Source organism: Pseudomonas sp. 28 E 9 (assembly GCF_900004785.1).
Taxonomy (GTDB): Bacteria; Pseudomonadota; Gammaproteobacteria; order Pseudomonadales; family Pseudomonadaceae; genus Aquipseudomonas; species Aquipseudomonas orientalis_A.
On the sequence record NZ_CVTK01000026.1, the window covers coordinates 205,150 to 228,802 of the forward strand.

Below are 23,653 nucleotides of genomic sequence, written 5' to 3' on the forward strand. Positions count from 1 at the left end.
AATCCGATGCCTGAAGGCGCTCACCCGCCCACAGCCTGACGCGCGTTGCGGTCCAGCCATTGCTCGGCCAGGGCCCGGGCCTTGGTATCCGCCTCAAACACGGCTCCCAGATCATTCACAGCCACTACGGGCTCAAGATTCAGGACGTCCTCGATGATACTCGCGATCTGCGGAAAGCGGATGCGCCGTTCGAGAAACGCCGCCACGGCCACTTCATTGGCTGCATTAAGCATGGCTGGCGCACTGTTACCCGCCTCGGCCGCTTGCCGGGCCAGACGCAGGCACGGGAAACGCTGCTCGTCCGGCGCCTGGAAATCCAGGCGCGCAATCGCAAACAGGTCCAACGGCGCCACACCGGAGTCAATCCGTTCCGGCCACGCCAGGGCATTGGCGATCGGCGTGCGCATATCGGGGTTACCCAATTGCGCCAGCACCGAGCCGTCCACGTAATCGACCAGGGAATGAATCACACTTTGTGGGTGAATCACCACTTCCACCTGGTCAGGCCGCGCATCGAACAACCAGCACGCCTCAATCAGCTCCAGCCCCTTGTTCATCATGCTTGCCGAATCCACGGAGATTTTGCGCCCCATGGACCAATTCGGATGCGCACACGCCTGGTCCGGCGATACATACTCCAGCTCATCCAGCGGCGTTTGCCGGAAGGGGCCACCGGAAGCCGTGAGCAAAATCCGGCGCACACCCACCTGGCTCAAGCCACGGGCAAAATCGACGGGCATGCACTGGAAGATCGCGTTGTGCTCACTGTCGAGGGGCAACAGGACCGCACCGCTCTTGCGCACGGCCTGCATGAAGAGCGCACCGGACATGACCAGGGCTTCTTTATTGGCCAGCAGGATCTTTTTGCCCGCATCGACTGCGGCCAGCGTGGGACGCAAACCCGCTGCCCCGACGATCGCCGCCACCACCGTATCCACTTCGGCATCCGCCGACACCTGGCACAGCCCTTCCTCACCCACCAACACTTGGGTGGCAAGGCCGGCAGCGCGCAGATCATCCTGCAGGCCACGCGCAGCAGTTGCCTGCGGCACCACCGCAAAACGCGGCGAGTGGCGCACGCACAGCGCCAGCAGCTCGCTGATACGCGTGAAGCCAGTCAGGGCGAACACTTGATAGCGATCAGGATGACGGGCGATGACATCCAGGCTGCTCAGCCCGACCGAGCCCGTCGCGCCCAGCACCGTGACCTGTTGCAGGCGGCTCACGAAGCGATCATCCACAGCAACACGGCAAAGATCGGCAACGCAGCGGTGAGGCTATCGATACGGTCCAGCACGCCACCGTGACCCGGCAACAGGTTACTGCTGTCCTTGATCCCGGCCTGACGCTTGAACATGCTTTCGGTGAGGTCGCCCACCACCGAAATGAATACGACCACGGCAGTGCCCAACAAGGCCAGGAAGATCTGCTTCACCGACCAGTCACGCAGCACACCGACCCCCAACGCAATCAGCAGCGTAAAGGCCAGGCCGCCGTATACGCCTTCCCAGCTCTTGCCCGGGCTGACGGCCGGCGCCAGCTTGCGCTTGCCAAAGGTACGGCCGGAAAAGTAGGCGCCGATGTCAGCGCCCCAGACCAGCACCATGACGGCCAGGATCAATTCGTTGCCGTTGGGGAAACGCTTGATTTCCACCAGTCCTTGCCAGGCCGGCAGCAGGATCAGCAAACCAATTACCAGCTTGCACGCGACACTGGACCACTGGCCGCTGGTCCGTGGATAGGTGAGCACCAGGAATGTCGCCGTGGCCCACCACAGTACCGCCGCCCCCAGCACCCAGGGCGCGATATCGGGCAGGATGTACATCAGGAACAGCAACAGCGCGACGATGGCGGCGTACGCCACACGTGGCAATTGGTCGCTGAACCCCGCCAGACGCGCCCACTCCCATGCACCGAGGGTAACGACCAGGCCGATGAACAGCGCAAAACCGGAGCCTTCAAGCAGGAAAAAACCGCACAAGGCAATCGGCAGCAGGATCAGTGCCGTGATGATTCGTTGTTTAAGCATTTAAACCCGGGCTCCAGCTTCGATCTGCTCGCTCGTTTTACCGAAGCGACGCTGACGGGAAGCGAAATCGGCCAGCGCATTGCGCATGGCATCGTGTTTGAAGTCCGGCCAGAACAGGTCGGAGAAGTACAGCTCGGTATAGGCCAGCTGCCACAGCAGGAAATTGCTGATGCGGTGCTCACCACCGGTACGAATGCACAAGTCCGGCAACGGCAGGTCGCCGGTCACCAGGCAGGTTTGCAACAGTTCGGGCGTAATGTCGTCGGGCCGCAGATGACCGGCCTGCACTTCGCGGGCCAGTCGCTGCGCAGCCTGGGCAATGTCCCACTGGCCGCCGTAATTGGCTGCGATCTGCAGCACAAAACGGTTGCTGCCGGCAGTGATGGCCTCGGCTTCACGCATGGCCGCCTGCAGCTCCGGATGGAAGCGGGAGCGATCACCAATGATGCGCAGGCTGATGTTGTTGTCATTGAGGCGCTTGGCCTCGCGACGCAGCGCCTTGAAGAACAGGTCCATCAAGGCGCTGACCTCTTCGGCGGGCCGTTGCCAGTTCTCACTGGAAAAGGCAAACAGCGTCAGCACTTCAACCTTGGCTTCGGCACACACCTCGATGACAGCGCGCACCGCATCGACACCCGCTTTATGCCCGGCAACACCCGGCATAAAGCGTTTCTTCGCCCAGCGATTATTCCCATCCATGATGATCGCGACATGGCGCGGCACCACAGAGGGCACAGTCTGCTTGGTCTTTTCCATGAAGGCGTCCTGACCCCTTATACGGCCATCAGGTCCTTTTCTTTTTCCTCGGTGGCCTTGGTGATCTGGGCCTCCGCATCCTTGGTCAGCTTATCGATATCGGCGACGGCGCGACGCTCTTCGTCTTCGCTGATTTCCTTGTCCTTGACCAGCTTCTTCAGATCACCCAAGGCATCGCGACGGATATTGCGCACGGCCACGCGTGCATCTTCAGCCGCGCTGCGCGCCTGCTTGGTGAAGCCCTTGCGGGTTTCTTCGGTCAGGGCAGGCATGGAAATCAGCAGCAACTCGCCCAGGTTGGTCGGGTTGAGGTTCAGGCCGGCGCTCTGGATGGCTTTGTCGACAGCGCCGAGCATGTTGCGCTCGAAGGCGACGACTTGCAGGGTGCGCGAGTCTTTTACGGTGATGTTGGCCACCTGGGTGATGGACGTGTCCGTGCCGTAGTACGGCACCATCACGCTGCCCAGGATGCTCGGGTGCGCCTTGCCGGTACGAATCTGGCCGAACGCATGGTTCAGAGACTCCAGGGATTTGTGCATACGCTCTTGAGCGTCTTTCTTGATTTCGTTGATCATTGTTGGCCTTCCTCGATCAGAGTCCCTTCCGCGCCGCCGTGTACGATATTCAGCAGGGCGCCGGGCTTGTTCATGTTAAATACGCGCAGCGGCATCTTGTGGTCGCGGCACAGGCAGATAGCCGTCAGGTCCATCACACCCAGCTTGCGATCCAGCACTTCATCGTAGGTCAGATGATCGAACTTCTCGGCATGCGGGTCTTTGAATGGATCTGCAGTGTATACGCCATCCACCTTGGTCGCCTTCAGCACCACGTCGGCGTCGATTTCGATAGCGCGCAGGCATGCGGCCGAATCGGTGGTAAAGAACGGGTTGCCGGTGCCTGCGGCAAAAATCACCACTTCCTTGGCGTTCAGGTGGCGCATGGCTTTGCGGCGATCATAGTGATCGGTCACGCCGACCATGGAAATCGCCGACATCACGATGGCCGAGATGTTGGCGCGCTCCAGGGCGTCGCGCATGGCCAGGGCGTTCATCACAGTGGCCAGCATGCCCATGTGGTCGCCAGTGACCCGATCCATGCCGGCAGCACTCAGTGCCGCACCGCGGAACAGGTTGCCACCGCCGATCACCAGACCCACCTGAACACCGATACCGACCAATTGGCCGACTTCGAGCGCCATGCGGTCAAGCACCTTGGGGTCGATCCCGAACTCTTCCGAGCCCATCAGGGCCTCGCCGCTGAGCTTGAGTAGAATGCGTTTATAGCGAGCCTGATAACCACTGCCCTGCTGAGCCATTGCGAATCTCTCCTGCGGCGTATGTTCTAAAAAATTCTTGGCGAGCCGTTTACGGCTTGCGTTCACTCTAGCTGGACGCTATCACAGCGCCATCGGAACACGGCTTTGTAAGCCAGTTCCGAGGGGAAGCCAAATAAAATTAGCTTTCCCATTTGAAAAGAGGCTGCGCGCGTGAGCGGGCAGCCTCTTTCGGGCGACAGTTGAAAACTGTCTTATTGCTTGGCGGCAGCCAGCTGGGCAGCAACTTCTTCAGCGAAGTTGTCGACCGGCTTCTCGATGCCGTCGCCTACTTTGAAGTAGGTGAAGGAAACGATTTCAGCACCGGCTTTCTTGGCCAGTTCGCCCACCTTGATTTCAGGGTTCTTGACGAACGCCTGTTCAACCAGGCTTGCTTCAGCCAGGAACTTGCTGATACGGCCCTTGACCATATTTTCAACAATGTTTTCCGGCTTGCCTTTGATTTTTTCTTCGTTCAGCTGCAGGAACACAGCTTTTTCACGCTCGATCGCTTCGGCAGACACTTCCGAAGGCAGCAGGAACTCAGGGTTGCTCGCAGCAACGTGCATGGCGATGTCTTTAGCCAGCTCAACGTCGCCGCCTTTCAGAACAACCGCTACACCGATTTTGTTGCCGTGCAGGTAACCGCCGACAACATCACCTTCCACACGGGTCAGGCGACGGATGTTGACGTTTTCGCCAACCTTGCCAACCAGTACCAGGCGTGCAGCTTCCTGAGCTTCGATCAGCGGAGCGACGTCAGTCAGCTTGTCGGCGAACGCTTTATCAACGCTGGCAGCAACAAATGCCTTGAAGTCGTCCTGCAGAGCCAGGAAGTCGGTCTGCGAGTTCACTTCCAGCAGAACGGCGGATTTGCCGTCTTCTTTCAGAGCGATAGCGCCTTCAGCAGCTACGTTGCCTGCTTTCTTGGCAGCCTTGATCGCGCCGGAAGCACGCATGTCATCAATGGCTTTTTCAATGTCGCCGTCAGCCTTTTCCAGGGCTTTCTTGCAATCCATCATGCCTTCGCCGGTACGCTCACGCAGTTCTTTAACCAACGCTGCAGTAATTGCTGCCATTTTCAAATTCCTCTTGGATAGGTTTTCAACCATTCCACCCGATCGAACGGGGGATCAATTCTTCCCGAACCACCGTTGTAGGCCGCTGCACGTTACAGTTGCCATGTTGCGCTGCCACAAGTGGGCGCCGACAAACGGTTTTCGAGGTGGCAAAAAGGGGGCCAAGCCCCCTTTTTGCTTACTGAGTCAACGCCAGGGCGTCAGTTACTCAGCGGCAGCTACCGGAGCTTCTTCAACGAACTGCTCGGTACCACCAGCAACGTGGTTGCGACCACGGATTACAGCGTCAGCCATCGAACCCATGTACAGCTGGATAGCGCGGATTGCGTCATCGTTGCCTGGGATGATGTAGTCAACGCCTTCCGGGCTGCTGTTGGTATCGACTACGCCGATAACCGGGATGCCCAGCTTGTTGGCTTCGGTGATCGCGATGCGCTCGTGATCAACGTCGATAACGAACAGTGCGTCAGGCAGACCGCCCATGTCCTTGATACCACCCAGGGAACGATCGAGCTTTTCCAGGTCGCGAGTGCGCATCAGCGCCTCTTTCTTGGTCAGCTTGGCGAAAGTACCGTCTTCGGCCTGCACTTCAAGGTCACGCAGACGCTTGATGGAAGCACGGATGGTTTTGAAGTTGGTCAGCATGCCGCCCAACCAGCGGTGATCGACGTACGGCGAACCGCAACGTGCTGCTTCTTCAGCAACGATCTTGCCGGCGGAACGCTTGGTACCGACGAACAGAATCTTGTTTTTGCCCTGAGCCAGGCGCTCTACGAAGGTCAGCGCTTCGTTGAACATTGGCAGGGTTTTTTCAAGGTTGATAATGTGGATCTTGTTACGTGCGCCGAAAATGTACTTACCCATTTTCGGGTTCCAGTAACGGGTCTGGTGACCGAAGTGCACACCGGCCTTCAGCATATCGCGCATGTTGACTTGGGACATGATAGTTCCTTAATAAGTCGGGTTTGGCCTCCACGTATCCCAATGACCAACCAGCGGCTTCAAAGCCTCCGGCACCCAGGTCATCGTGTCGACACGTGTGTGGATTTAAGCTCTGCGGGGTATCCCCGGAAAGCGGCGCATTTTATACCACAGCATCGGCAAAAACGGAACACGCATTCACGTTTGCCGCGCGACGCGCTCACGTAACCCCTTGAATAGAGCCGACCTACCCCTACCTTATAGAGAGAAGCGATCATCAGAGGCTCATGATTTGACGCCATCGTCTGTTAGAATCGCGTTTTTTGTGGCTTGTGCGAATTCTGCAACCTTTTGTCGCACGCCCGTCAACCGAATTGATTTCAGCGTATTGCGCTAGAGAGAGCCTGTATGACCGTGAGTTTGAAAACCGCCGAAGACATCGCCGGCATGCGCATTGCCGGAAAACTGGCTGCCGACGTGCTGGAAATGATCGCCGAGCACGTCAAGCCCGGCGTCACCACCGAAGCACTGAACCAGATCTGCCACGACTATATAGTCAACGTGCAAGGCGCCATCCCTGCGCCGCTGAACTACAAGGGCTTCCCCAAGTCGATCTGCACCTCGGTCAACCACGTGGTCTGCCACGGGATTCCGGGTGACAAGCCGCTCAAGGATGGCGACACCCTGAACATCGACGTCACTGTGATCAAGGACCGTTACTTCGGCGACACCAGCCGCATGTTCCATGTCGGCACCGTGGCGCCGTGGGCCGAGCGCCTGTCCCAGGTGACCCAGGAATGCATGTACAAGGCCATCGAGATCGTCAAGCCTGGCTGCCGCCTGGGCGATATCGGCGAAGTGATCCAGAAGCACGCCGAAAAGAACGGTTTCTCGGTGGTACGCGAATTCTGCGGCCACGGCATCGGCACCGTTTTTCACGAAGAACCGCAGATCCTGCACTACGGCCGCGCCGGCACCGGCATGGAACTCAAGGCCGGCATGACCTTTACCATCGAGCCGATGATCAACCAGGGCAAGGCCGATACCAAGGTGCTGGGCGACGGCTGGACCGCCATCACCAAGGACCGCAAGCTCTCGGCGCAGTGGGAACACACCCTGCTGGTCACCGAGACCGGCTACGAGATCTTTACCCTGCGCGCCGACGACACGATTCCACGCGTATCGGCGTAAAGGCCGGGCAGGTTTTCCCAACGGTGTAATGACTGACTGACAGATAGAAAGGAAAGCCGATCGATGCCCCAGGTGGATCCAGAACTCTTCGACCGTGGCCAGTTCCAGGCCGAACTGGCGTTGAAGGCAAGCCCCATCGCTGCGTTCAAGAAGGCGATCCGCCAGGCGCGCGACGTGCTCGATGCGCGCTTTCGCAGTGGCCGCGACATACGCCGGCTGATCGAGGACCGTGCCTGGTTCGTCGATAATATCCTGCAAAAAGCCTGGGAACAGTTCGACTGGAGCACCGATGCGGATATCGCCCTGGTGGCGGTCGGCGGCTACGGGCGCGGCGAGCTGCACCCCTACTCCGACATCGACCTGCTGATCCTGCTGGACAGCGCCGACCATGAGATGTTTCGCGATTCCATCGAGCGTTTTCTGACCCTGTTGTGGGATATCGGCCTGGAAGTCGGCCAGAGCGTGCGCTCGGTCGAAGAGTGCGCCGAAGAGGCCCGCGCCGACTTGACGGTCGTCACCAACCTGATGGAAAGCCGCACCATCTGTGGCCCCGAGCGCCTGCGCCAGCGCATGCTCGAAGTCACCAGCACCGCGCACATGTGGCCAAGCAAGGAGTTTTTCCTGGCCAAGCGCGCCGAGCAAAAGGCACGGCACCACAAATACAACGACACCGAATACAATCTGGAACCCAACGTCAAGGGTTCGCCGGGCGGGCTGCGCGATATCCAGACGATTTTGTGGGTGGCCCGTCGTCAGTACGGCACCCTGAACCTGCGCGCCCTGGCCGGCGAGGGTTTTCTGGTGGAGAGCGAAAACACCCTGCTGGCCTCGTCCCAGGAGTTCCTGTGGAAGGTGCGCTACGCCCTGCACATGCTTGCCGGGCGCTCCGAGGACCGCCTGCTGTTCGACCATCAGCGCTCCATCGCCACCCTGCTGGGTTTTGAAGGCGAAGATGCGAAGACCAGCATCGAAAGCTTCATGCAGCAGTATTACCGGGTGGTGATGAGCATCGCCCAGCTCAGCGACCTGATCATCCAGCACTTCGAAGAAGTGATCTTGGCGCCCGAAGACGAAGCGCCGCCGCAGCCGATCAACGCACGCTTCCAGCTGCATGATGGCTATATCGAGGCGCGCAACGACAACGTGTTCCGCCGCACGCCGTTCGCCATGCTGGAAATCTTCGTGTTGATGGCCCAGCAGCCGGAAATCAAAGGCGTGCGCGCCGACACCATCCGCCTGCTGCGGGAAAACCGTCATCTGATCGACGACGCGTTTCGTCACGACATCCGCAACACCAGCCTGTTTATCGAACTGTTCAAGTGCAAGATCGGCATCCACCGCAATCTGCGGCGGATGAACCGCTACGGCATCCTCGGGCGCTACCTGCCGGAGTTCGGCTTTATCGTCGGGCAGATGCAGCATGACCTGTTCCACATCTACACCGTGGACGCGCACACCCTGAACCTGATCAAGCATTTGCGTAAGTTGCAGTACACCCAAGTGTCAGAGAAATTCCCGCTGGCCAGCAAGCTCATGGCCAAGCTGCCCAAGCCGGAACTGATTTACCTGGCCGGCCTCTACCACGACATCGGCAAAGGTCGGCATGGCGATCACTCGGAAATCGGCGCGGTCGATGCCGAAGCGTTCTGCCAGCGCCACCAGTTGCCGGTGTGGGACAGCCGCCTGATCGTCTGGCTGGTGCAGAACCACCTGGTCATGTCGACCACGGCCCAGCGCAAGGACTTGTCCGACCCGCAAGTCATCCACGACTTCGCGCAGATCGTGGGCGATGAGACCCACCTCGACTACCTCTACGTGCTGACCGTTTCCGACATCAACGCCACCAACCCCACGCTCTGGAATTCCTGGCGCGCCAGCCTGTTGCGCCAGCTCTATACCGAGACCAAGCGCGCCCTGCGCCGCGGCCTGGAAAATCCGGTGGACCGCGAAGAGCAGATCCGCCGCACCCAAAGCGCGGCGCTGGATATCCTGGTGCGCGGCGGCAACGACCCGGATGACGTCGAACAACTATGGTCGCAACTGGGTGACGATTACTTCCTGCGCCATACCGCCGGCGACGTAGCCTGGCACACCGACGCCATCCTTCAGCAGCCGGCCGATGGCGGCCCGCTGGTACTGATCAAGGAAACCACCCAGCGCGAATTCGAAGGCGGCACGCAGATCTTCATCTACGCGCCGGACCAGCACGACTTCTTCGCCGTAACCGTGGCGGCCATGGACCAACTCAACCTGAATATTCATGACGCCCGGGTGATCACCTCCAGCAGCCAGTTCACCCTCGACACCTATATTGTGCTCGACACCGATGGCGACTCGATTGGCGATAATCCGCTGCGTGTGAAGAAGATCCGCGAAGGCCTGACCGAAGCCCTGCGCAACCCGGATGATTATCCAACCATCATCCAGCGCCGCGTACCGCGCCAGCTCAAGCACTTTGCCTTTGCACCCCAGGTGACTATTTCCAACGACGCCCAGCGCCCGGTCACCTTGCTGGAGCTCAGCGCGCCGGATCGCCCGGGCCTGCTGGCACGGATTGGCGGGATTTTCCTGGAGTTCGACCTGTCGCTGCAAAACGCCAAGATCGCGACCCTCGGCGAGCGCGTGGAAGACGTGTTCTTCATCACCGACGCCGATAACCAGCCGCTGTCCGACCCTGAGCTGTGCCGCCGCTTGCAGGAAGCGATCGTGGAGCAATTGAGCGTGACCCAGGAACCCGGCGTCGAGCTGACACGCTTGACCCTGTGAACATCGGCTTCTGTGGGAGGAGGCTTGCTCCCGATAGCAGTGGATCAGATAACAATCAGCTGACTGACACACCGCAATCGGGAGCAAGCCCCCTCCCACATTTAATTTTCGCCGGCAACTGAATTTGACGAGACTTTCGATGAACAACGCCCTGAACCAGCTGCAGCCCTACCCGTTCGAGAAACTGCGCGCACTGCTCGGCAGCGTCACACCAAACCCGGACAAACGCCCGATTGCGCTGTCCATCGGTGAGCCCAAGCACAAATCTCCGACGTTTGTCGCCGAGGCGCTGAGCAACAACCTCGATCAGATGGCCGTGTACCCGACCACACTGGGCATCCCCGCACTGCGTGAGGCCATTGGCGCCTGGTGCGAGCGCCGCTTCAACGTCCCGCAAGGCTGGCTGGACCCGGCGCGCAACATCCTGCCGGTCAACGGTACGCGAGAGGCGTTGTTCGCCTTTACCCAGACCGTGGTCAATCGCGGTGACGACGCGCTGGTGGTGAGCCCGAACCCGTTCTACCAGATCTACGAAGGCGCCGCGTTCCTCGCCGGGGCCAAGCCGCATTACCTGGCGTGCCTGGACACCAATGGTTTCAACCCGGACTTCGATGCTGTGTCACCGGACATCTGGCAACGTTGCCAGATCCTGTTCCTGTGCTCTCCAGGCAACCCGACCGGTGCGCTGATTCCGGTGGACACCCTGAAAAAGCTGATCGCCCTGGCCGACGAGTACGACTTCGTGATTGCCGCCGACGAATGCTACAGCGAGCTGTACTTTGACGAACACACCCCGCCGCCGGGCCTGCTCAGCGCCTGCGTCGAACTGGGTCGCCAGGACTTCAAGCGTTGCGTGGTGTTCCACAGCCTGTCCAAGCGTTCCAACCTGCCGGGCCTGCGCTCCGGGTTCGTGGCTGGCGACGCGGATATCCTCAAGGCCTTCCTGCTGTACCGCACCTACCACGGCTGCGCGATGCCGGTGCAAACCCAACTGGCCAGCATCGCCGCCTGGCAGGACGAGGCCCACGTGCTGGCAAACCGTGACCTGTATCGCGAAAAATTCGACGCCGTGCTGGCGATCCTCAAGCCGGTGCTGGATGTGCAAAGCCCGGACGGTGGCTTTTATTTGTGGCCGAATGTGAACGGTGACGATGCTGCGTTCTGCCGTGATTTGTTCGTGGAAGAACACGTCACGGTGGTGCCGGGTTCTTATCTGTCTCGCGAAGTGGACGGTTTCAACCCCGGTGCCGGCCGTGTGCGCCTGGCCCTGGTTGCGCCATTGGCCGAATGCGTCGAAGCGGCTGAGCGGATTCGCGCTTTCATTCAGCGCCGCAGTTGAGGTTCAGGCCGCTCCCACACCGTGGGAGCGGTCATGGCTGATGCATCCTGCAACCCATGAATGGGAACAAAGCCCCTTGAATGCTCCACCCACGTTCATCTGGTACACACGCTCAGGTGAAAGACATGCCCCTCACGATTCCAGCCAACCCCGCCCCTGCGCATGTCATGAGCGCACCTCTGAGTAGAAGTAAACGCGGCGTCGCCATGCCGGACAAACTATGGCCTCAACATTCGGTGCTGACCCTCTCGCGACTGAACATGACGCAGGAACAAAAGGATCTGGTAAAGCACAACATCAACAAATGGGCCCCGCACACCAATCTCTACTTCAAGTTCATTGACAGTCCCGACGGCGATATACGCATCACGGCAGACAATGACAATGGCCCTGGATGGTCAAAAGTGGGTACCGACGCCAAGAAGGTTCCATTGTCCAGGCCCACCATGGGCATCAGCTTCACACGGTCTGACGCTAGTATTGCCGCCACAATCCAGCATGAATTCGGCCATGCCCTGGGCCTCAAACATGAGCATCAGCACCCTGACCGGACATTGGACTTGAACAGGGAGAACATCTACGACGAATACGAAGAACGGGGGCGATTCAGCTATGAGGCCGATAACGATATCGTCAGGACTTTTTCACGTCACCAGGTACAGGCCTCTGCAAACCATGATGAAAAATCCATCATGCACTATGGCTTTCCTGCTTCAAGGCTCAACAGTGGCACCCCCATCCCGCGTAACTTCAAACTGTCTGAAGACGACAAAAAGTTCATGCAGTCGCTTTATCCAGAAGATAAAACCCTCGTGGGCAAACTGCTCAATTCAGGTATCCGGGCAATGATCAGCCCCACCACTACTTGACACTTCCCAAGTTCGCTTCGCTCATGTCCAGGTCCGCCAATACTTCGCGCAGTACATCGTCGCCAATCTGGTGCTGGCGACTCAAACGGTAGAGTTCCAGGCGCTGCGCGCGTAGTGCCTTGAGCCTCAGCCTGCGCTCCAACTGATCCATTTGCAGCGCCAGTGCCTGAGCCTCGGCCGAGTCATTGAAGACGTCCAACTGATGACGATACTCCGCCATCAGTCGGGCCTTGAGCTCGGCGGCCAATGCCGCTTGAGCGGCGTCCGGCGTTTCGGCTTCGGCGGGTTCTTCGACCTCCAGCGCATGGATCGCCGCCACGGCAGTCTTTTTCCAGGCCTCGCGCACCTCGTTATGGCGCTTCTCATCCGGGCCTTTCTCGACACCCCGCAGCAGCAATGGCAGGGCGATACAGGCAGCGACCAGGGATAACAGGATGACCCCGGCAGCGATAAAGATCAGCAGGTCACGCTCGGGGAAATTCTGGCCCGGTGCCAGCAGCAAGGGCACCGACATTACACCCGCCAGCGTCACCGCACCGCGGACACCGCCGACGGTCAACAACCAGCAGGAACGGGCCGTCGGCACCAGGGTCAGCGCACTTTTGCCGCGCAGCCTGCGCAGCAGACCCGACAACCGCCAGATGCTCTGCACCCAGATAAAGCGCAATACCACCAGCACCAGGAAGATCGCCATCACCTCGAGGCAGCGATACATCAAGGTGGGCCACAGCGTGGTTTCATGGCTGACTACCGCCTTGATGATGTCCGGCAGTTGCAGGCCGAGCAGCAAAAAGATCAAGCCGTTGAAGGCAAACTCCAGCAGCGACCACACGCTGCGGTTGAGCAGGCGCGTGCTGGTCTGGCGCGGCAACAGGTCGAGCCAGCTTTGCATCATGCCTGCCGCCACCGCCGAGAGAATGCCCGACGCGCCCAGGCGCTCGGCCAGTACGTAGGCAGCAAAGGGCAGCAACAACATGAACACCACATGGGTTGCCGGGTCATCCCAGCCCCGCGCAATCATCCAGGCGCGCAGGCGGCCGACCAGCCAGCTCAACGCCACCCCGATCGCCAGCCCGCCGACAGCCACCAGTACAAAAGTCAGGCTGGCATCGGCCAGCGAAAACACACCGGTCAACGCCGCCGCCAGGGCAAATTTGAAGGTCACCAGGCCCGATGCGTCATTCATCAACGCTTCGCCCTGAAGCATGTGCATCAGCGGCTTGGGCAAACGATTCTGCGAAATGGCTGACACCGCCACGGCGTCCGTAGGCGACAGTACCGCTGCCAGGGCGAAGGCCACGGGCAAGGGAATCGAGGGCAGCAACCAATGGATGAAGTAGCCGGCACCGACCACGGTGAACAGCACCAACCCCACCGCCAATGTGAGGATCGGCCCGCGCAAGCGCCACAATTCACGCTTGGGCATGCGCCAGCCATCGGAAAACAGCAACGGCGGCAAGAACAGGAACAGAAACAGCTCCGGGTCCAGCGCCACGTGCAGGCCCAGCGTAGGCCAGGCCAGCAGGGCTCCGGCGGCAATCTGCAGCAACGGCAACGGCAGTGGGATAATGCGCCCGACCAGGCGCGAAACGCTGACCAGCATCAGCAGGATAAGAACGGTGTAGGCGGTTTGCATAACGCGGGGTTCCCGGACAATCGACTTGCAATGACACACATCAGGCAACAACTGGCCGTTGAAGTGCCTTATTACTCCGCTATGTTACCCGCCTGTACCGCGCACTGGCGCTTACACAAACGTCGCATCCTGCTGACGAGCGGAGCCGAAACGCGCCGGGCGTGGCATAATCCGCGATCTTCCATTTTTCATTCGTCCAGAGGAGGGCAATTCCTTGACCGCTTCAAGCAAAACCTTGCACCTTTTCGGCATCAAAGCCTGCGACACCATGAAAAAGGCGCGCACCTGGCTCGATGAGCATGCGGTGACCTATGAGTTCCATGACTACAAAACGGCCGGTATCGACCGCGAACACTTGACCCAATGGTGCAACGAGCACGGTTGGCAGGTGATTTTGAACCGTGCAGGCACCACCTTTCGCAAACTCGAAGACGAACGCAAAGCCGATCTCGATCAGTCGAAAGCCATTGAGTTGATGCTCGCACAACCCTCGATGATCAAGCGCCCGGTGCTCGATCTCGGTGACAGAACCCTGATTGGCTTCAAGCCAGATAGTTATTCGGCGGCCCTCAAGTAGGCCAGCCTTCCATTTTTGTAGAGGTAACAGCATGTCCCATTCCCTGTTCAGCCTGGGCTTCGGCGTCGGCACTCAGAACCGCCAAGGCGCTTGGCTGGAAGTGTTTTACGCACAGCCCCTGCTCAACCCGTCGGCTGAAATCGTCGCGGCCATCGCGCCGATCCTGGGTTACACCGAAGGTAATCAAGCGATCACGTTCACCATCAGCCAGGCGCTGCAATTGGCTGATGCGCTCAAAAATGTCGATGCGACCCAAGCCGCGCTGCTCAATCGGCTCGCCGAGAGCCACACTCCGCTGGTCGCGACGCTGCTGGCCGAAGACGCCGCACTGACCTCCACGCCTGAGGCTTACCTCAAGCTGCACCTGCTGTCCCATCGCCTGGTCAAGCCTCACGGCTTGAGCCTGGCGGGTGTGTTCCCGCAGCTGCCGAACGTGGCGTGGACCAGCCAGGGCGCCATCGATATCGCTGAACTGGCCGAACGCCAGCTGGAAGCGCGCCTGCGGGGCGAGCTGCTGGAAGTGTTCTCGGTGGACAAGTTCCCGAAAATGACCGACTACGTGGTGCCGAGCGGTGTGCGTATCGCTGACGCAGCCCGCCTGCGCCTGGGCGCCTACGTCGGCGAAGGCACCACCGTGATGCACGAAGGTTTCGTCAACTTCAACGCCGGCACCGAAGGCCCGGGCATGATCGAAGGCCGTGTATCGGCGGGCGTGTTCGTCGGCAAGGGTTCCGACCTGGGCGGCGGCTGCTCCACCATGGGCACCCTGTCGGGTGGCGGCAACATCGTGATCAAGGTCGGCGAAGGCTGCCTGATCGGCGCCAATGCCGGTATCGGTATCCCATTGGGCGACCGCAACACCGTGGAGTCCGGCCTGTATGTGACCGCCGGGACCAAAGTTGCGTTGCTGGACGAGAAGAACCAACTGGTCAAAGTGGTCAAGGCGCGTGAACTGGCCGGCCAGCCGGACCTGCTGTTCCGCCGCAACTCCGAGACCGGTGCCGTGGAGTGCAAAACCCATAAATCGGCCATCGAACTGAACGAAGCGCTGCACGCTCACAACTAAGCAGCCACTCGATGCCCCCTGGCGGGTCGCACCTTTGGTTGCGGCTCGCTTATACGAGTTTTGAACATCATGCTTGTGCCCTCCCCCTGGCGCGCTGACTTTCCAGCCATCGCCACCCTGCAACGGCAAGACCAGACCTACCTGGACAGCGCCGCTACCACGCAGAAACCTCAAGCCCTGTTGGACGCGATCAGCCATTACTACGCCAATGGCGCCGCCAATGTGCACCGTGCCCAGCATTTGCCGGGAGCCCATGCGACCCAGGCGTTTGAAGACAGTCGCAGCAAGGTGGCGCAGTGGTTGAATGCGGGCGACAGCGGGCAGGTGGTGTTTACCCACGGCGCAACCTCTGCGCTGAACCTCCTGGCCTATGGCCTGGAGCATTTATTCAATGCGGGCGATGAGATTGCCATCAGCGCCCTGGAGCACCACGCCAACCTGCTGCCCTGGCAGCAGCTGGCAAAACGTCGCGCGCTCACGCTGGTGGTATTACCTCTGGACGATGACGGCGTGATTGACCTTGAAGCCGCCGCCACTTTGATCGGCCCGCGCACGCGGTTGCTGGCAGTGAGCCAGTTGTCCAACGTGCTCGGCGCGTGGCAGCCGCTGGAAGCCTTGTCAAAAATGGCTAAGGTGCACGGCGCCCTTACTGTGGTAGATGGCGCGCAAGGCATCGTCCATGGCCGCCACGACGTGCAGGCCCTGGGCTGCGACTTCTATGTATTTTCCAGTCACAAACTCTACGGCCCGGACGGTGTCGGCGTGCTATACGGTCGCCACGAAGCCCTGCATCACCTGCGCCACTGGCAGTTCGGCGGCGAGATGGTGCAACAGGCGGACTACCACAGCGCCAGTTTCCGCCCTGCCCCGCTGGGGTTTGAAGCCGGCACGCCGCCGATTGCCGGCGTGATCGGCCTGGGGGCGAGCCTGGACTACCTCCGTTCGCTGGATCAGCCCGCCGTCATCGCCCATGAAGCAGCGCTGCACGACTACCTGCTACGTGGGCTCAAAGCACGCAATGGCATACGCATACTCGGATCGCCGCAAGTGGCATTGGCCAGCTTTGTGGTGGAAGGCGTGCATAACGCCGACCTCGCCCACCTCCTGACCGAGCAAGGAATTGCCGTGCGCGCCGGGCACCATTGCGCAATGCCGTTGCTCAAGGCCATGCACTTATCCGGGGCGATTCGCGTGTCCCTCGCGCTGTACAACGATTCCGATGACCTGGAGCGCTTCTTTGAAGCGCTGGACCAGGCACTGGACATGCTGCGATGAGCTTGCCAACCGACGCAACGGCAGCACTGGAGGCGTTCCAGGCCGTAGGCGGCTGGGAGCAGCGTGCGCGCCTGTTGATGCAATGGGGCGAGCAACTGCCGGTGCTGGCGGACGCAGACAAGGTCGACGCCAACCTGGTACACGGCTGCGAAAGCCTGGTGTGGCTGGTGGGCCACTTGCAGGACGGCCATTGGCAGTTTGCCGCCAGCAGCGATGCGCGGATGATTCGTGGGTTGGTGGCGTTGCTGCTGGCCCGGGTCAATGGCTTGGCGACTGATCAATTGCAAGCGGTTGACCTGCCTGACTGGTTCAATCAACTGGGCTTGTCGCGCCAGTTATCACCGTCGCGCAGCAATGGCCTGAATGCCGTCTTGCAGCGCATGCGCGAATTAAGCCGTACACAATACTAAATGTGGGAGGGGGCTTGCCCCCGATAGCTGAGTGCCAGTCACTGGATAAGTTGACTGACCCACTGCTATCGGGGGCAAGCCCCCTCCCACATTTTGATGTGTGCAAGGTAGTGGGGTCTAGGTGGGCTTGACCCGCTCCGACGGCCTGCGCACCCCGGCCACAATCTTGTCCACCGCCTTGGTCGCCGCCACCATGCCGAACGTAGCGGTGACCATCATCACCGCGCCAAACCCTCCCGCGCAGTCAAGCTTGACCCCATCGCCGACAAAACTCTTCTGCAAACAGATGCTGCCGTCCGGCTTGGGATAGCGCAGTTGCTCGGTGGAAAACACGCACGGCACGCTGTAATGGCGGGTCACCGTGCGTGAAAAACCGTAGTCACGGCGCAGGGTGGAGCGCACTTTCGAGGCCAGCGGGTCGTTGAAGGTGCGGTTGAGGTCACACACCTGGATCAGCGTCGGATCGATCTGCCCGCCGGCGCCACCGGTGGTGATGATCTGGATCTTGCGGCGCTTGCACCAGGCGATCAGCGCCGCCTTGGCGTTGACCGCGTCGATGCAGTCGATCACGCAATCGATGTCTGGCGTGATGTATTCGGCCATGGTGTCACGTGTCACGAAGTCCGCCACCGCATGCACCGTGCACGCCGGGTTGATGCTGCGCAGGCGTTCGGCCATTACTTCAACCTTGGGTTTGCCTACGGTGCTGTCCAGTGCATGCAACTGGCGGTTGCTGTTGCTGACGCAGACGTCGTCCAGGTCAAACAGCGAAATCTCGCCCACCCCGCAACGGGCCATGGCTTCCGCCGCCCACGAGCCCACGCCGCCGACACCGACGATCGCCACATGGGCCGCTTTCAAGCGTTCCAGGCCTTCAATGCCATACAAGCGGGCGACGCCTGCAAACCGCGGATCTTCTGTGCTCATGACCATTACCCTAAAAACCGGCGCGCATTATGGGCTACGCAGCGACAAGTTTTAAGCCATCAGCTACAAGTTAAGAACTTAGATGCACTTTCGCTGCCCAATGTCCGGTTTTTCTCGGCTTGCTGTACGCTCAGGGAAAGGCCAGTGTAGGATGCGCGCCGGTTGGCGTAGGCCGACACCTCTTTTCGTTCCACACCCTTTGGAACCCGACATAACCATGGCATCGCGTAAATTTGGACTCAACCTGGTGGTGGTGCTGGCAATTGCCGCGCTGTTCACCGGTTTCTGGGCGCTGATCAACCGCCCGGTCACCGCTCCCAACTGGCCCGAGCAGATCTCGGGGTTTTCCTATTCGCCGTTTCAACAAGGCCAATACCCTCAGAAAGACCAGTACCCCACTGACGAGCAGATGCGTCAGGACCTTGCGATCATGAGCAAGCTGACGGACAACATCCGTACCTACTCGGTCGATGGCACCCTGGGGGACATCCCCAAGCTGGCGGAAGAGTTCGGCCTGCGCGTGACCCTGGGGATCTGGATCAGCCCGGACCTGGAACGCAATGAACGCGAGATCCAGCGCGCCATCGAGATCGCCAACACTTCGCGCAGCGTCGTGCGCGTGGTGGTCGGCAACGAAGCGTTATTCCGCGAGGAAATCACTCCCGAAGCCCTGATCGTGCTGCTCGACCGCGTGCGTGCCGCCGTGAAAGTGCCGGTGACCACCTCCGAGCAATGGCACATCTGGGAAAAGAACCCGCAACTGGCCAAGCACGTCGACTTGATTGCCGCGCACATCCTGCCGTTCTGGGAATTCATTCCGATGGACAAGGCCGGCCAGTACGTACTCGACCGCGCCAGGGATCTGAAGAAATTGTTCCCGAAAAAGCCGCTGCTGCTGTCGGAGGTTGGCTGGCCGAGCAACGGGCGCATGCGCGGTGGCAATGAAACGTCGCCAGCGGACCAGGCGGTTTACCTGCGCACACTGGTTAACAAACTGAACCGCCAAGGGTTCAACTACTTCGTCATCGAAGCCTTCGACCAGCCCTGGAAGGTCAGCGACGAAGGCTCGGCCGGCGCTTATTGGGGCGTGTTCAACGCCGCGCGCCAGCAGAAATTCAACTTTGAAGGCCCGGTGGTCGCCATCCCGCAATGGCGCGTACTGGCCATCGGCTCGGTGGTGCTGGCCCTGCTGTCCCTGACGTTGTTGATGATCGACGGTTCGGCCCTGCGCCAGCGTGGCCGCACCTTCCTCACGTTTATCGCGTTCCTGTGCGGTTCGGTACTGGTGTGGATCGGCTACGACTACAGCCAGCAATACAGCACCTGGTTCAGCGTCACCGTCGGCATCCTCCTGGCCCTCGGCGCCCTGGGCGTGTTTATCGTGTTGCTGACCGAAGCCCACGAACTGGCCGAAGCGGTGTGGACCCACAAGCGCCGGCGTGAATTCCTGCCGGTCGAGGGGGAATCGGACTACCGCCCCAAAGTGTCGATCCATGTGCCGTGCTACAACGAGCCGCCGGAGATGGTCAAACAGACCCTCGACGCCCTCGCGGCGCTCGATTACCCGGACTACGAAGTCCTGATCATCGACAACAACACCAAGGACCCGGCGGTGTGGGAGCCGGTGCGCGACTATTGCCAGACCCTCGGTCCGCGCTTCAAGTTCTTCCACGTCGCGCCCCTGGCCGGTTTCAAGGGTGGCGCGCTGAACTACCTGATCCCGCACACCGCCAAGGACGCCGAAGTGATTGCGGTGATCGACTCCGATTACTGCGTGTCGCCCAATTGGCTCAAGCACATGGTGCCGCACTTCGCCGACCCGAAAATCGCCGTGGTGCAGTCGCCGCAGGATTATCGCGACCAGAACGAAAGCACCTTCAAGAAGCTCTGCTACGCGGAATACAAAGGCTTTTTCCATATCGGCATGGTCACCCGCAACGACCGTGACGCGATCATCCAGCACGGCACCATGACCATGACCCGTCGCTCGGTGCTCGAGGAACTGGGCTGGGCCGACTGGTGCATCTGTGAAGACGCCGAACTTGGCTTGCGCGTGTTCGAGAAAGGCCTGTCGGCGGCGTATTACCACGACAGCTATGGCAAGGGCCTGATGCCGGATACCTTTATCGACTTCAAGAAACAGCGTTTCCGCTGGGCCTACGGTGCGATCCAGATCATCAAGCGCCACACCGCCAGCCTGCTGCGCGGCAAAGGCACCGAGCTGACCCGTGGCCAGCGCTATCACTTCCTCGCGGGCTGGCTGCCGTGGGTGGCCGATGGCATGAACATCTTCTTCACCGTCGGCGCGCTGCTGTGGTCGGCGGCGATGATCATCGTGCCGACCCGCGTCGATCCGCCGTTGCTGATCTTCGCGATCCCGCCGCTGGCGCTGTTCGTGTTCAAGGTGGGCAAGATCATCTTCCTGTACCGCCGTGCGGTCGGGGTAAACCTCAAGGATGCCTTCTGCGCGGCCCTGGCCGGCCTGGCGTTGTCGCACACCATCGCCAAGGCGGTGCTGTACGGTTTCTTCACCACCAGCATTCCGTTCTTTCGTACACCGAAAAACGCCGACAACCATGGTTTCTGGGTGGCGATTTCCGAGGCCCGCGAAGAAATGTTCATCATGCTGCTGTTGTGGGGCGCAGCCTTGGGCATCTACCTGGTGCAAGGCCTGCCGAGCAATGACATGCGCTTCTGGGTGGTGATGCTGCTGGTGCAGTCGCTGCCGTATGTGGCCGCGTTGATCATGGCGTTTCTGTCGTCGCTGCCAAAACCGGCACCGAAGGCCGAGCCTGTCACGGCGGTGTAAAAACTTGCGTCATGCACTAAACGGCGGCCTCTGGCCGCCGTTTTGCTATAAGATAACGGCCGTTTTACACGCCTTGCACACATCACTGTAGGAGCGAGCTTGCTCGCGAAAATCGTTAACGATGAAGCGGGCACCCTGAATGCACGCGGTGCCCTTGCGTTTTTCGCGAGCAAGCTCGCTCCTACCATTAGAACGTCGCTGTCTCGATTTCCGGAGTTTCCCATGACGGCCCATGCCGACCTTTCGCCGACCCTTCAACTCGCCATCGACCTGATCCGTCGCCCATCGGTCACGCCGATCGATGCCGATTGCCAGAAGCTGATGATGCAGCGCCTGGGCGACGCCGGTTTCGCGCTCGAGCCGATGCGCATCGAGGACGTGGATAACTTCTGGGCTACCCATGGCCAACATGACGGCCCGGTGCTGTGCTTCGCCGGCCACACCGACGTGGTCCCCACCGGCCCGGTGCAGGCCTGGCAGAACGACCCGTTCGACGCGCTGATCGACGAGCACGGCATGCTGTGCGGGCGTGGCGCGGCGGACATGAAAGGCAGCCTGGCGGCGATGCTGGTGGCGTCGGAGCGCTTCGTCAGGGATTACCCGGACCACAAGGGTTCGGTGGCTTTTTTGATCACCAGCGATGAAGAAGGACCGGCGCACCATGGCACCAAGGCCGTAATCGAGCGCCTGGCCGCGCGCAAGGAGCGCCTGGACTGGTGCATCGTCGGCGAACCGTCGAGCACCACCCTGGTGGGCGACGTGGTCAAGAACGGTCGTCGCGGCTCCCTCGGCGCCACCTTGACCGTACGCGGTGTACAGGGCCACGTGGCCTACCCGCACCTGGCGAAGAACCCGATCCACCTCGCCGCGCCGGCCCTGGCTGAACTGGCCGCCGAGCATTGGGATGACGGCAACACCTTCTTCCCGCCGACCAGTTTCCAGATCTCCAACCTCAATTCCGGCACCGGCGCCACCAACGTGATTCCCGGCGACCTGACGGCGGTGTTCAATTTCAGATTCTCCACCGAGTCCACCGTGGAAGGCTTGCAGCAGCGGGTCGCCGCGATTCTGGATAAACATGGCCTGGACTGGCATGTGGACTGGGCGCTGTCGGGCCTGCCCTTTCTCACCGAGCCGGGCGCACTGCTCGACGCGGTATCGGCCAGCATCAAGGCGATCACCGGGCGCGAGACCAAGGCGTCTACCAGTGGCGGTACGTCCGACGGCCGTTTCATCGCGACCCTGGGCACCCAGGTGGTCGAGCTGGGCCCGGTGAATGCGACGATCCATCAGGTCAACGAGCGCATCCTTGCCAGCGACCTTGATGTGTTGACCGAAATCTACTACCAGACCCTGATCAAGTTGCTCGCCTGATGCTTGCCTGCCCCCTCTGCACTGCCCCGCTCACTGCGGTGGACAATGGCGTGGCCTGCCCCGCCGGGCACCGTTTCGACCGCGCACGCCAGGGTTACCTCAACCTGCTGCCGGTGCAGCACAAGAACAGCCGCGACCCAGGCGATAACCTCGCCATGGTCGAGGCACGCCGTGATTTCCTCAACGCCGGCCACTACGCCCCGGTGGCCAGGCGCCTGGCTGAACTGGCCGCTGAGCGCGCACCGCAACGCTGGGTGGACATCGGCTGTGGCGAGGGTTACTACACCGCGCAGATCGCCGAGGCCCTGCCCCACGCCGACGGCTACGCCCTGGATATTTCCAGGGAAGCGGTCAAGCGTGCGTGCAAGCGCAACCCGGCGTTGACCTGGTTGATCGCCAGCATGGCCCGTGTACCGTTGGCAGACGCCAGCTGCCAGTTTCTCGCCAGCGTGTTCAGCCCGTTGGACTGGCAGGAAGCCAAGCGCCTGCTCAGCCCGGGCGGCGGCCTGATGAAGGTCGGTCCGACACGTGGCCATCTGATGGAGTTGCGCGAGCGCTTGTACGACGAAGTGCGCGAGTACACCGACGACAAACACCTGGCCCTGGTACCGGATGGCATGCACCTGGCACACAGCGAAACCCTTGAGTTCAGCCTGAGCCTGGCCGAACCCGGGGACCGCGCCAACCTGCTGGCCATGACCCCGCACGGCTGGCGCGCCAGTGCCGAGCGGCGCAGCGAGGTCATCGAAGCCGCCGAGCCGCTGCAGGTCACGGTGTCGATGCGCTACGATTATTTCGTGCTTCAATAACCTTTTTTCAGCACCCGCGAATGGATTTTCGAATCCCGCAACGAGGAACATCCATGCGCCAACCCGATATCGAGATTTACCTGAAGGACGCCGACGTCGACTACAAGGCCATCGCCGCCTGGCTGGGCGCCGCCCTGGGCCCATGCACCGACTGGGTCCAGAAGGGCCAGACCTACAAGTGCAAGGCCGGCAATGTGCCGGTGACCTGGCTGCCAAAAGCCGTGGGCAAGTGGAACAGCCTGTACCTGGAAAGCGACCAGACCCCATGGGACGACGACATCGCCTGCGCCCGCGCCGCGTTTGCCGCATTGAATGTTGAAGTGCGCTGCGCGCCGGGGACCTGGGTCGAGGAAGAGGGCGAGGAAAGTGCTGACCGCTGGATGCGCATCAGTGCCGACGGTGAAGAAGAGATCACCTGGAAAACCGCCTGACCCTGGGCGCCGAACCCAATCAAATGTGGGAGGGGGCTTGCTCCCGATAGCAGTGGCTCAGTCAATATAGCTGGTGA

Annotated in this window: 21 protein-coding genes; 12 read left to right on the top strand and 9 right to left on the bottom strand. The window is 60.7% G+C overall.

Annotated elements, in window-relative coordinates:
* Window positions 1-20: 20 nt before the first annotated feature.
* The 7 genes from ispC to rpsB form a co-directional block, all read right to left on the bottom strand.
* Window positions 21-1,226: a 1-deoxy-D-xylulose-5-phosphate reductoisomerase gene (gene ispC, locus BFQ00_RS05620; RefSeq protein ID WP_065932856.1), complete on the bottom strand. Its 1,206-nt coding sequence runs from the start codon at window positions 1,224-1,226 to the stop codon at window positions 21-23.
* Window positions 1,223-2,029, bottom strand: a complete 807-nt coding sequence (locus BFQ00_RS05625; protein ID WP_065932857.1) for a phosphatidate cytidylyltransferase — start codon at window positions 2,027-2,029, stop codon at window positions 1,223-1,225. Before BFQ00_RS05625 ends, ispC begins: the two co-directional genes overlap by 4 nt.
* On the bottom strand, window positions 2,030-2,785 hold the full coding sequence (gene uppS, locus BFQ00_RS05630; protein ID WP_017137143.1) for a polyprenyl diphosphate synthase: 756 nt from the start codon (window positions 2,783-2,785) through the stop codon (window positions 2,030-2,032). It abuts the gene before it with no gap.
* Between the two features lie 17 nt (window positions 2,786-2,802).
* Complete coding sequence (gene frr / locus BFQ00_RS05635) at window positions 2,803-3,360, bottom strand: ribosome recycling factor (protein ID WP_065886088.1); 558 nt, start codon at window positions 3,358-3,360, stop codon at window positions 2,803-2,805.
* Entirely contained in the window at window positions 3,357-4,100 is a 744-nt protein-coding gene (pyrH, locus tag BFQ00_RS05640; RefSeq protein ID WP_003172271.1) for a UMP kinase, read from the bottom strand. The genes frr and pyrH overlap by 4 nt, the downstream gene beginning before the upstream one ends.
* 212 nt (window positions 4,101-4,312) lie before the next feature.
* A complete protein-coding gene (tsf, locus tag BFQ00_RS05645; protein ID WP_065886087.1) occupies window positions 4,313-5,176 on the bottom strand; it encodes a translation elongation factor Ts in 864 nt (287 codons plus the stop codon).
* Between the two features lie 204 nt (window positions 5,177-5,380).
* Window positions 5,381-6,118 (bottom strand): 30S ribosomal protein S2, encoded by a 738-nt coding sequence (rpsB, locus tag BFQ00_RS05650; RefSeq protein WP_003219330.1) that lies wholly within the window; start codon window positions 6,116-6,118, stop codon window positions 5,381-5,383.
* A gap of 387 nt (window positions 6,119-6,505) precedes the next feature.
* Between rpsB and map the strand changes: the two genes are divergently transcribed.
* From map to BFQ00_RS05670, 4 genes are all read left to right on the top strand, one after another.
* On the top strand, window positions 6,506-7,288 hold the full coding sequence (gene map / locus BFQ00_RS05655; RefSeq protein WP_057723204.1) for a type I methionyl aminopeptidase: 783 nt from the start codon (window positions 6,506-6,508) through the stop codon (window positions 7,286-7,288).
* Between the two features lie 63 nt (window positions 7,289-7,351).
* The gene (locus tag BFQ00_RS05660; protein WP_065932858.1) at window positions 7,352-10,054 is read left to right on the top strand and encodes a [protein-PII] uridylyltransferase; all 2,703 of its coding nucleotides are present in this window, start codon (window positions 7,352-7,354) and stop codon (window positions 10,052-10,054) included.
* A gap of 139 nt (window positions 10,055-10,193) precedes the next feature.
* Complete coding sequence (gene dapC, locus BFQ00_RS05665; protein ID WP_065932859.1) at window positions 10,194-11,393, top strand: succinyldiaminopimelate transaminase; 1,200 nt, start codon at window positions 10,194-10,196, stop codon at window positions 11,391-11,393.
* Window positions 11,394-11,518: 125 nt separating this feature from the next.
* A complete protein-coding gene (locus tag BFQ00_RS05670) occupies window positions 11,519-12,262 on the top strand; it encodes a M12 family metallopeptidase (protein WP_165386128.1) in 744 nt (247 codons plus the stop codon).
* On the opposite strand, the gene BFQ00_RS05675 is transcribed toward BFQ00_RS05670, so the two are convergent.
* On the bottom strand, window positions 12,255-13,898 hold the full coding sequence (locus tag BFQ00_RS05675; RefSeq protein ID WP_065932861.1) for a Na+/H+ antiporter: 1,644 nt from the start codon (window positions 13,896-13,898) through the stop codon (window positions 12,255-12,257). The genes BFQ00_RS05670 and BFQ00_RS05675 overlap by 8 nt on opposite strands.
* Window positions 13,899-14,166: 268 nt before the next feature.
* On the opposite strand from BFQ00_RS05675, the gene BFQ00_RS05680 reads away from it, so the two are divergent.
* The 4 genes from BFQ00_RS05680 (at window position 14,167) to BFQ00_RS05695 (ending at window position 17,226) form a co-directional block, all read left to right on the top strand.
* Window positions 14,167-14,475 carry an arsenate reductase gene (locus tag BFQ00_RS05680; RefSeq protein ID WP_240998947.1) on the top strand — a complete coding sequence of 103 codons (309 nt, stop codon included), beginning with the start codon at window positions 14,167-14,169 and terminating at the stop codon, window positions 14,473-14,475.
* A gap of 31 nt (window positions 14,476-14,506) precedes the next feature.
* Window positions 14,507-15,541 (top strand): 2,3,4,5-tetrahydropyridine-2,6-dicarboxylate N-succinyltransferase, encoded by a 1,035-nt coding sequence (gene dapD, locus BFQ00_RS05685; protein ID WP_065896954.1) that lies wholly within the window; start codon window positions 14,507-14,509, stop codon window positions 15,539-15,541.
* Between the two features lie 69 nt (window positions 15,542-15,610).
* Complete coding sequence (locus BFQ00_RS05690; protein WP_065932863.1) at window positions 15,611-16,816, top strand: aminotransferase class V-fold PLP-dependent enzyme; 1,206 nt, start codon at window positions 15,611-15,613, stop codon at window positions 16,814-16,816.
* Window positions 16,813-17,226, top strand: coding sequence for a SufE family protein (locus tag BFQ00_RS05695; protein WP_065932864.1), 414 nt, complete (start codon window positions 16,813-16,815; stop codon window positions 17,224-17,226). The genes BFQ00_RS05690 and BFQ00_RS05695 overlap by 4 nt, the downstream gene beginning before the upstream one ends.
* 117 nt (window positions 17,227-17,343) lie before the next feature.
* Here the strand turns inward: BFQ00_RS05695 and tcdA are convergent, their stop codons facing one another.
* Window positions 17,344-18,153 carry a tRNA cyclic N6-threonylcarbamoyladenosine(37) synthase TcdA gene (gene tcdA / locus BFQ00_RS05700; protein ID WP_065886454.1) on the bottom strand — a complete coding sequence of 270 codons (810 nt, stop codon included), beginning with the start codon at window positions 18,151-18,153 and terminating at the stop codon, window positions 17,344-17,346.
* A 217-nt stretch (window positions 18,154-18,370) separates the two neighbouring features.
* Here tcdA and BFQ00_RS05705 point away from each other — a divergent pair, with 217 nt between their 5' ends.
* The 4 genes from BFQ00_RS05705 (at window position 18,371) to BFQ00_RS05720 (ending at window position 23,576) form a co-directional block, all read left to right on the top strand.
* Complete coding sequence (locus BFQ00_RS05705; RefSeq protein WP_065932865.1) at window positions 18,371-20,962, top strand: glycosyltransferase; 2,592 nt, start codon at window positions 18,371-18,373, stop codon at window positions 20,960-20,962.
* A gap of 222 nt (window positions 20,963-21,184) precedes the next feature.
* Window positions 21,185-22,336 carry a succinyl-diaminopimelate desuccinylase gene (gene dapE, locus BFQ00_RS05710; RefSeq protein ID WP_065886077.1) on the top strand — a complete coding sequence of 384 codons (1,152 nt, stop codon included), beginning with the start codon at window positions 21,185-21,187 and terminating at the stop codon, window positions 22,334-22,336.
* On the top strand, window positions 22,336-23,145 hold the full coding sequence (locus tag BFQ00_RS05715; RefSeq protein WP_065932866.1) for a putative RNA methyltransferase: 810 nt from the start codon (window positions 22,336-22,338) through the stop codon (window positions 23,143-23,145). Before dapE ends, BFQ00_RS05715 begins: the two co-directional genes overlap by 1 nt.
* A 53-nt stretch (window positions 23,146-23,198) precedes the next feature.
* Window positions 23,199-23,576, top strand: coding sequence for a hypothetical protein (locus BFQ00_RS05720; RefSeq protein ID WP_065932867.1), 378 nt, complete (start codon window positions 23,199-23,201; stop codon window positions 23,574-23,576).
* The last annotated feature ends 77 nt before the right edge of the window (window positions 23,577-23,653 follow it).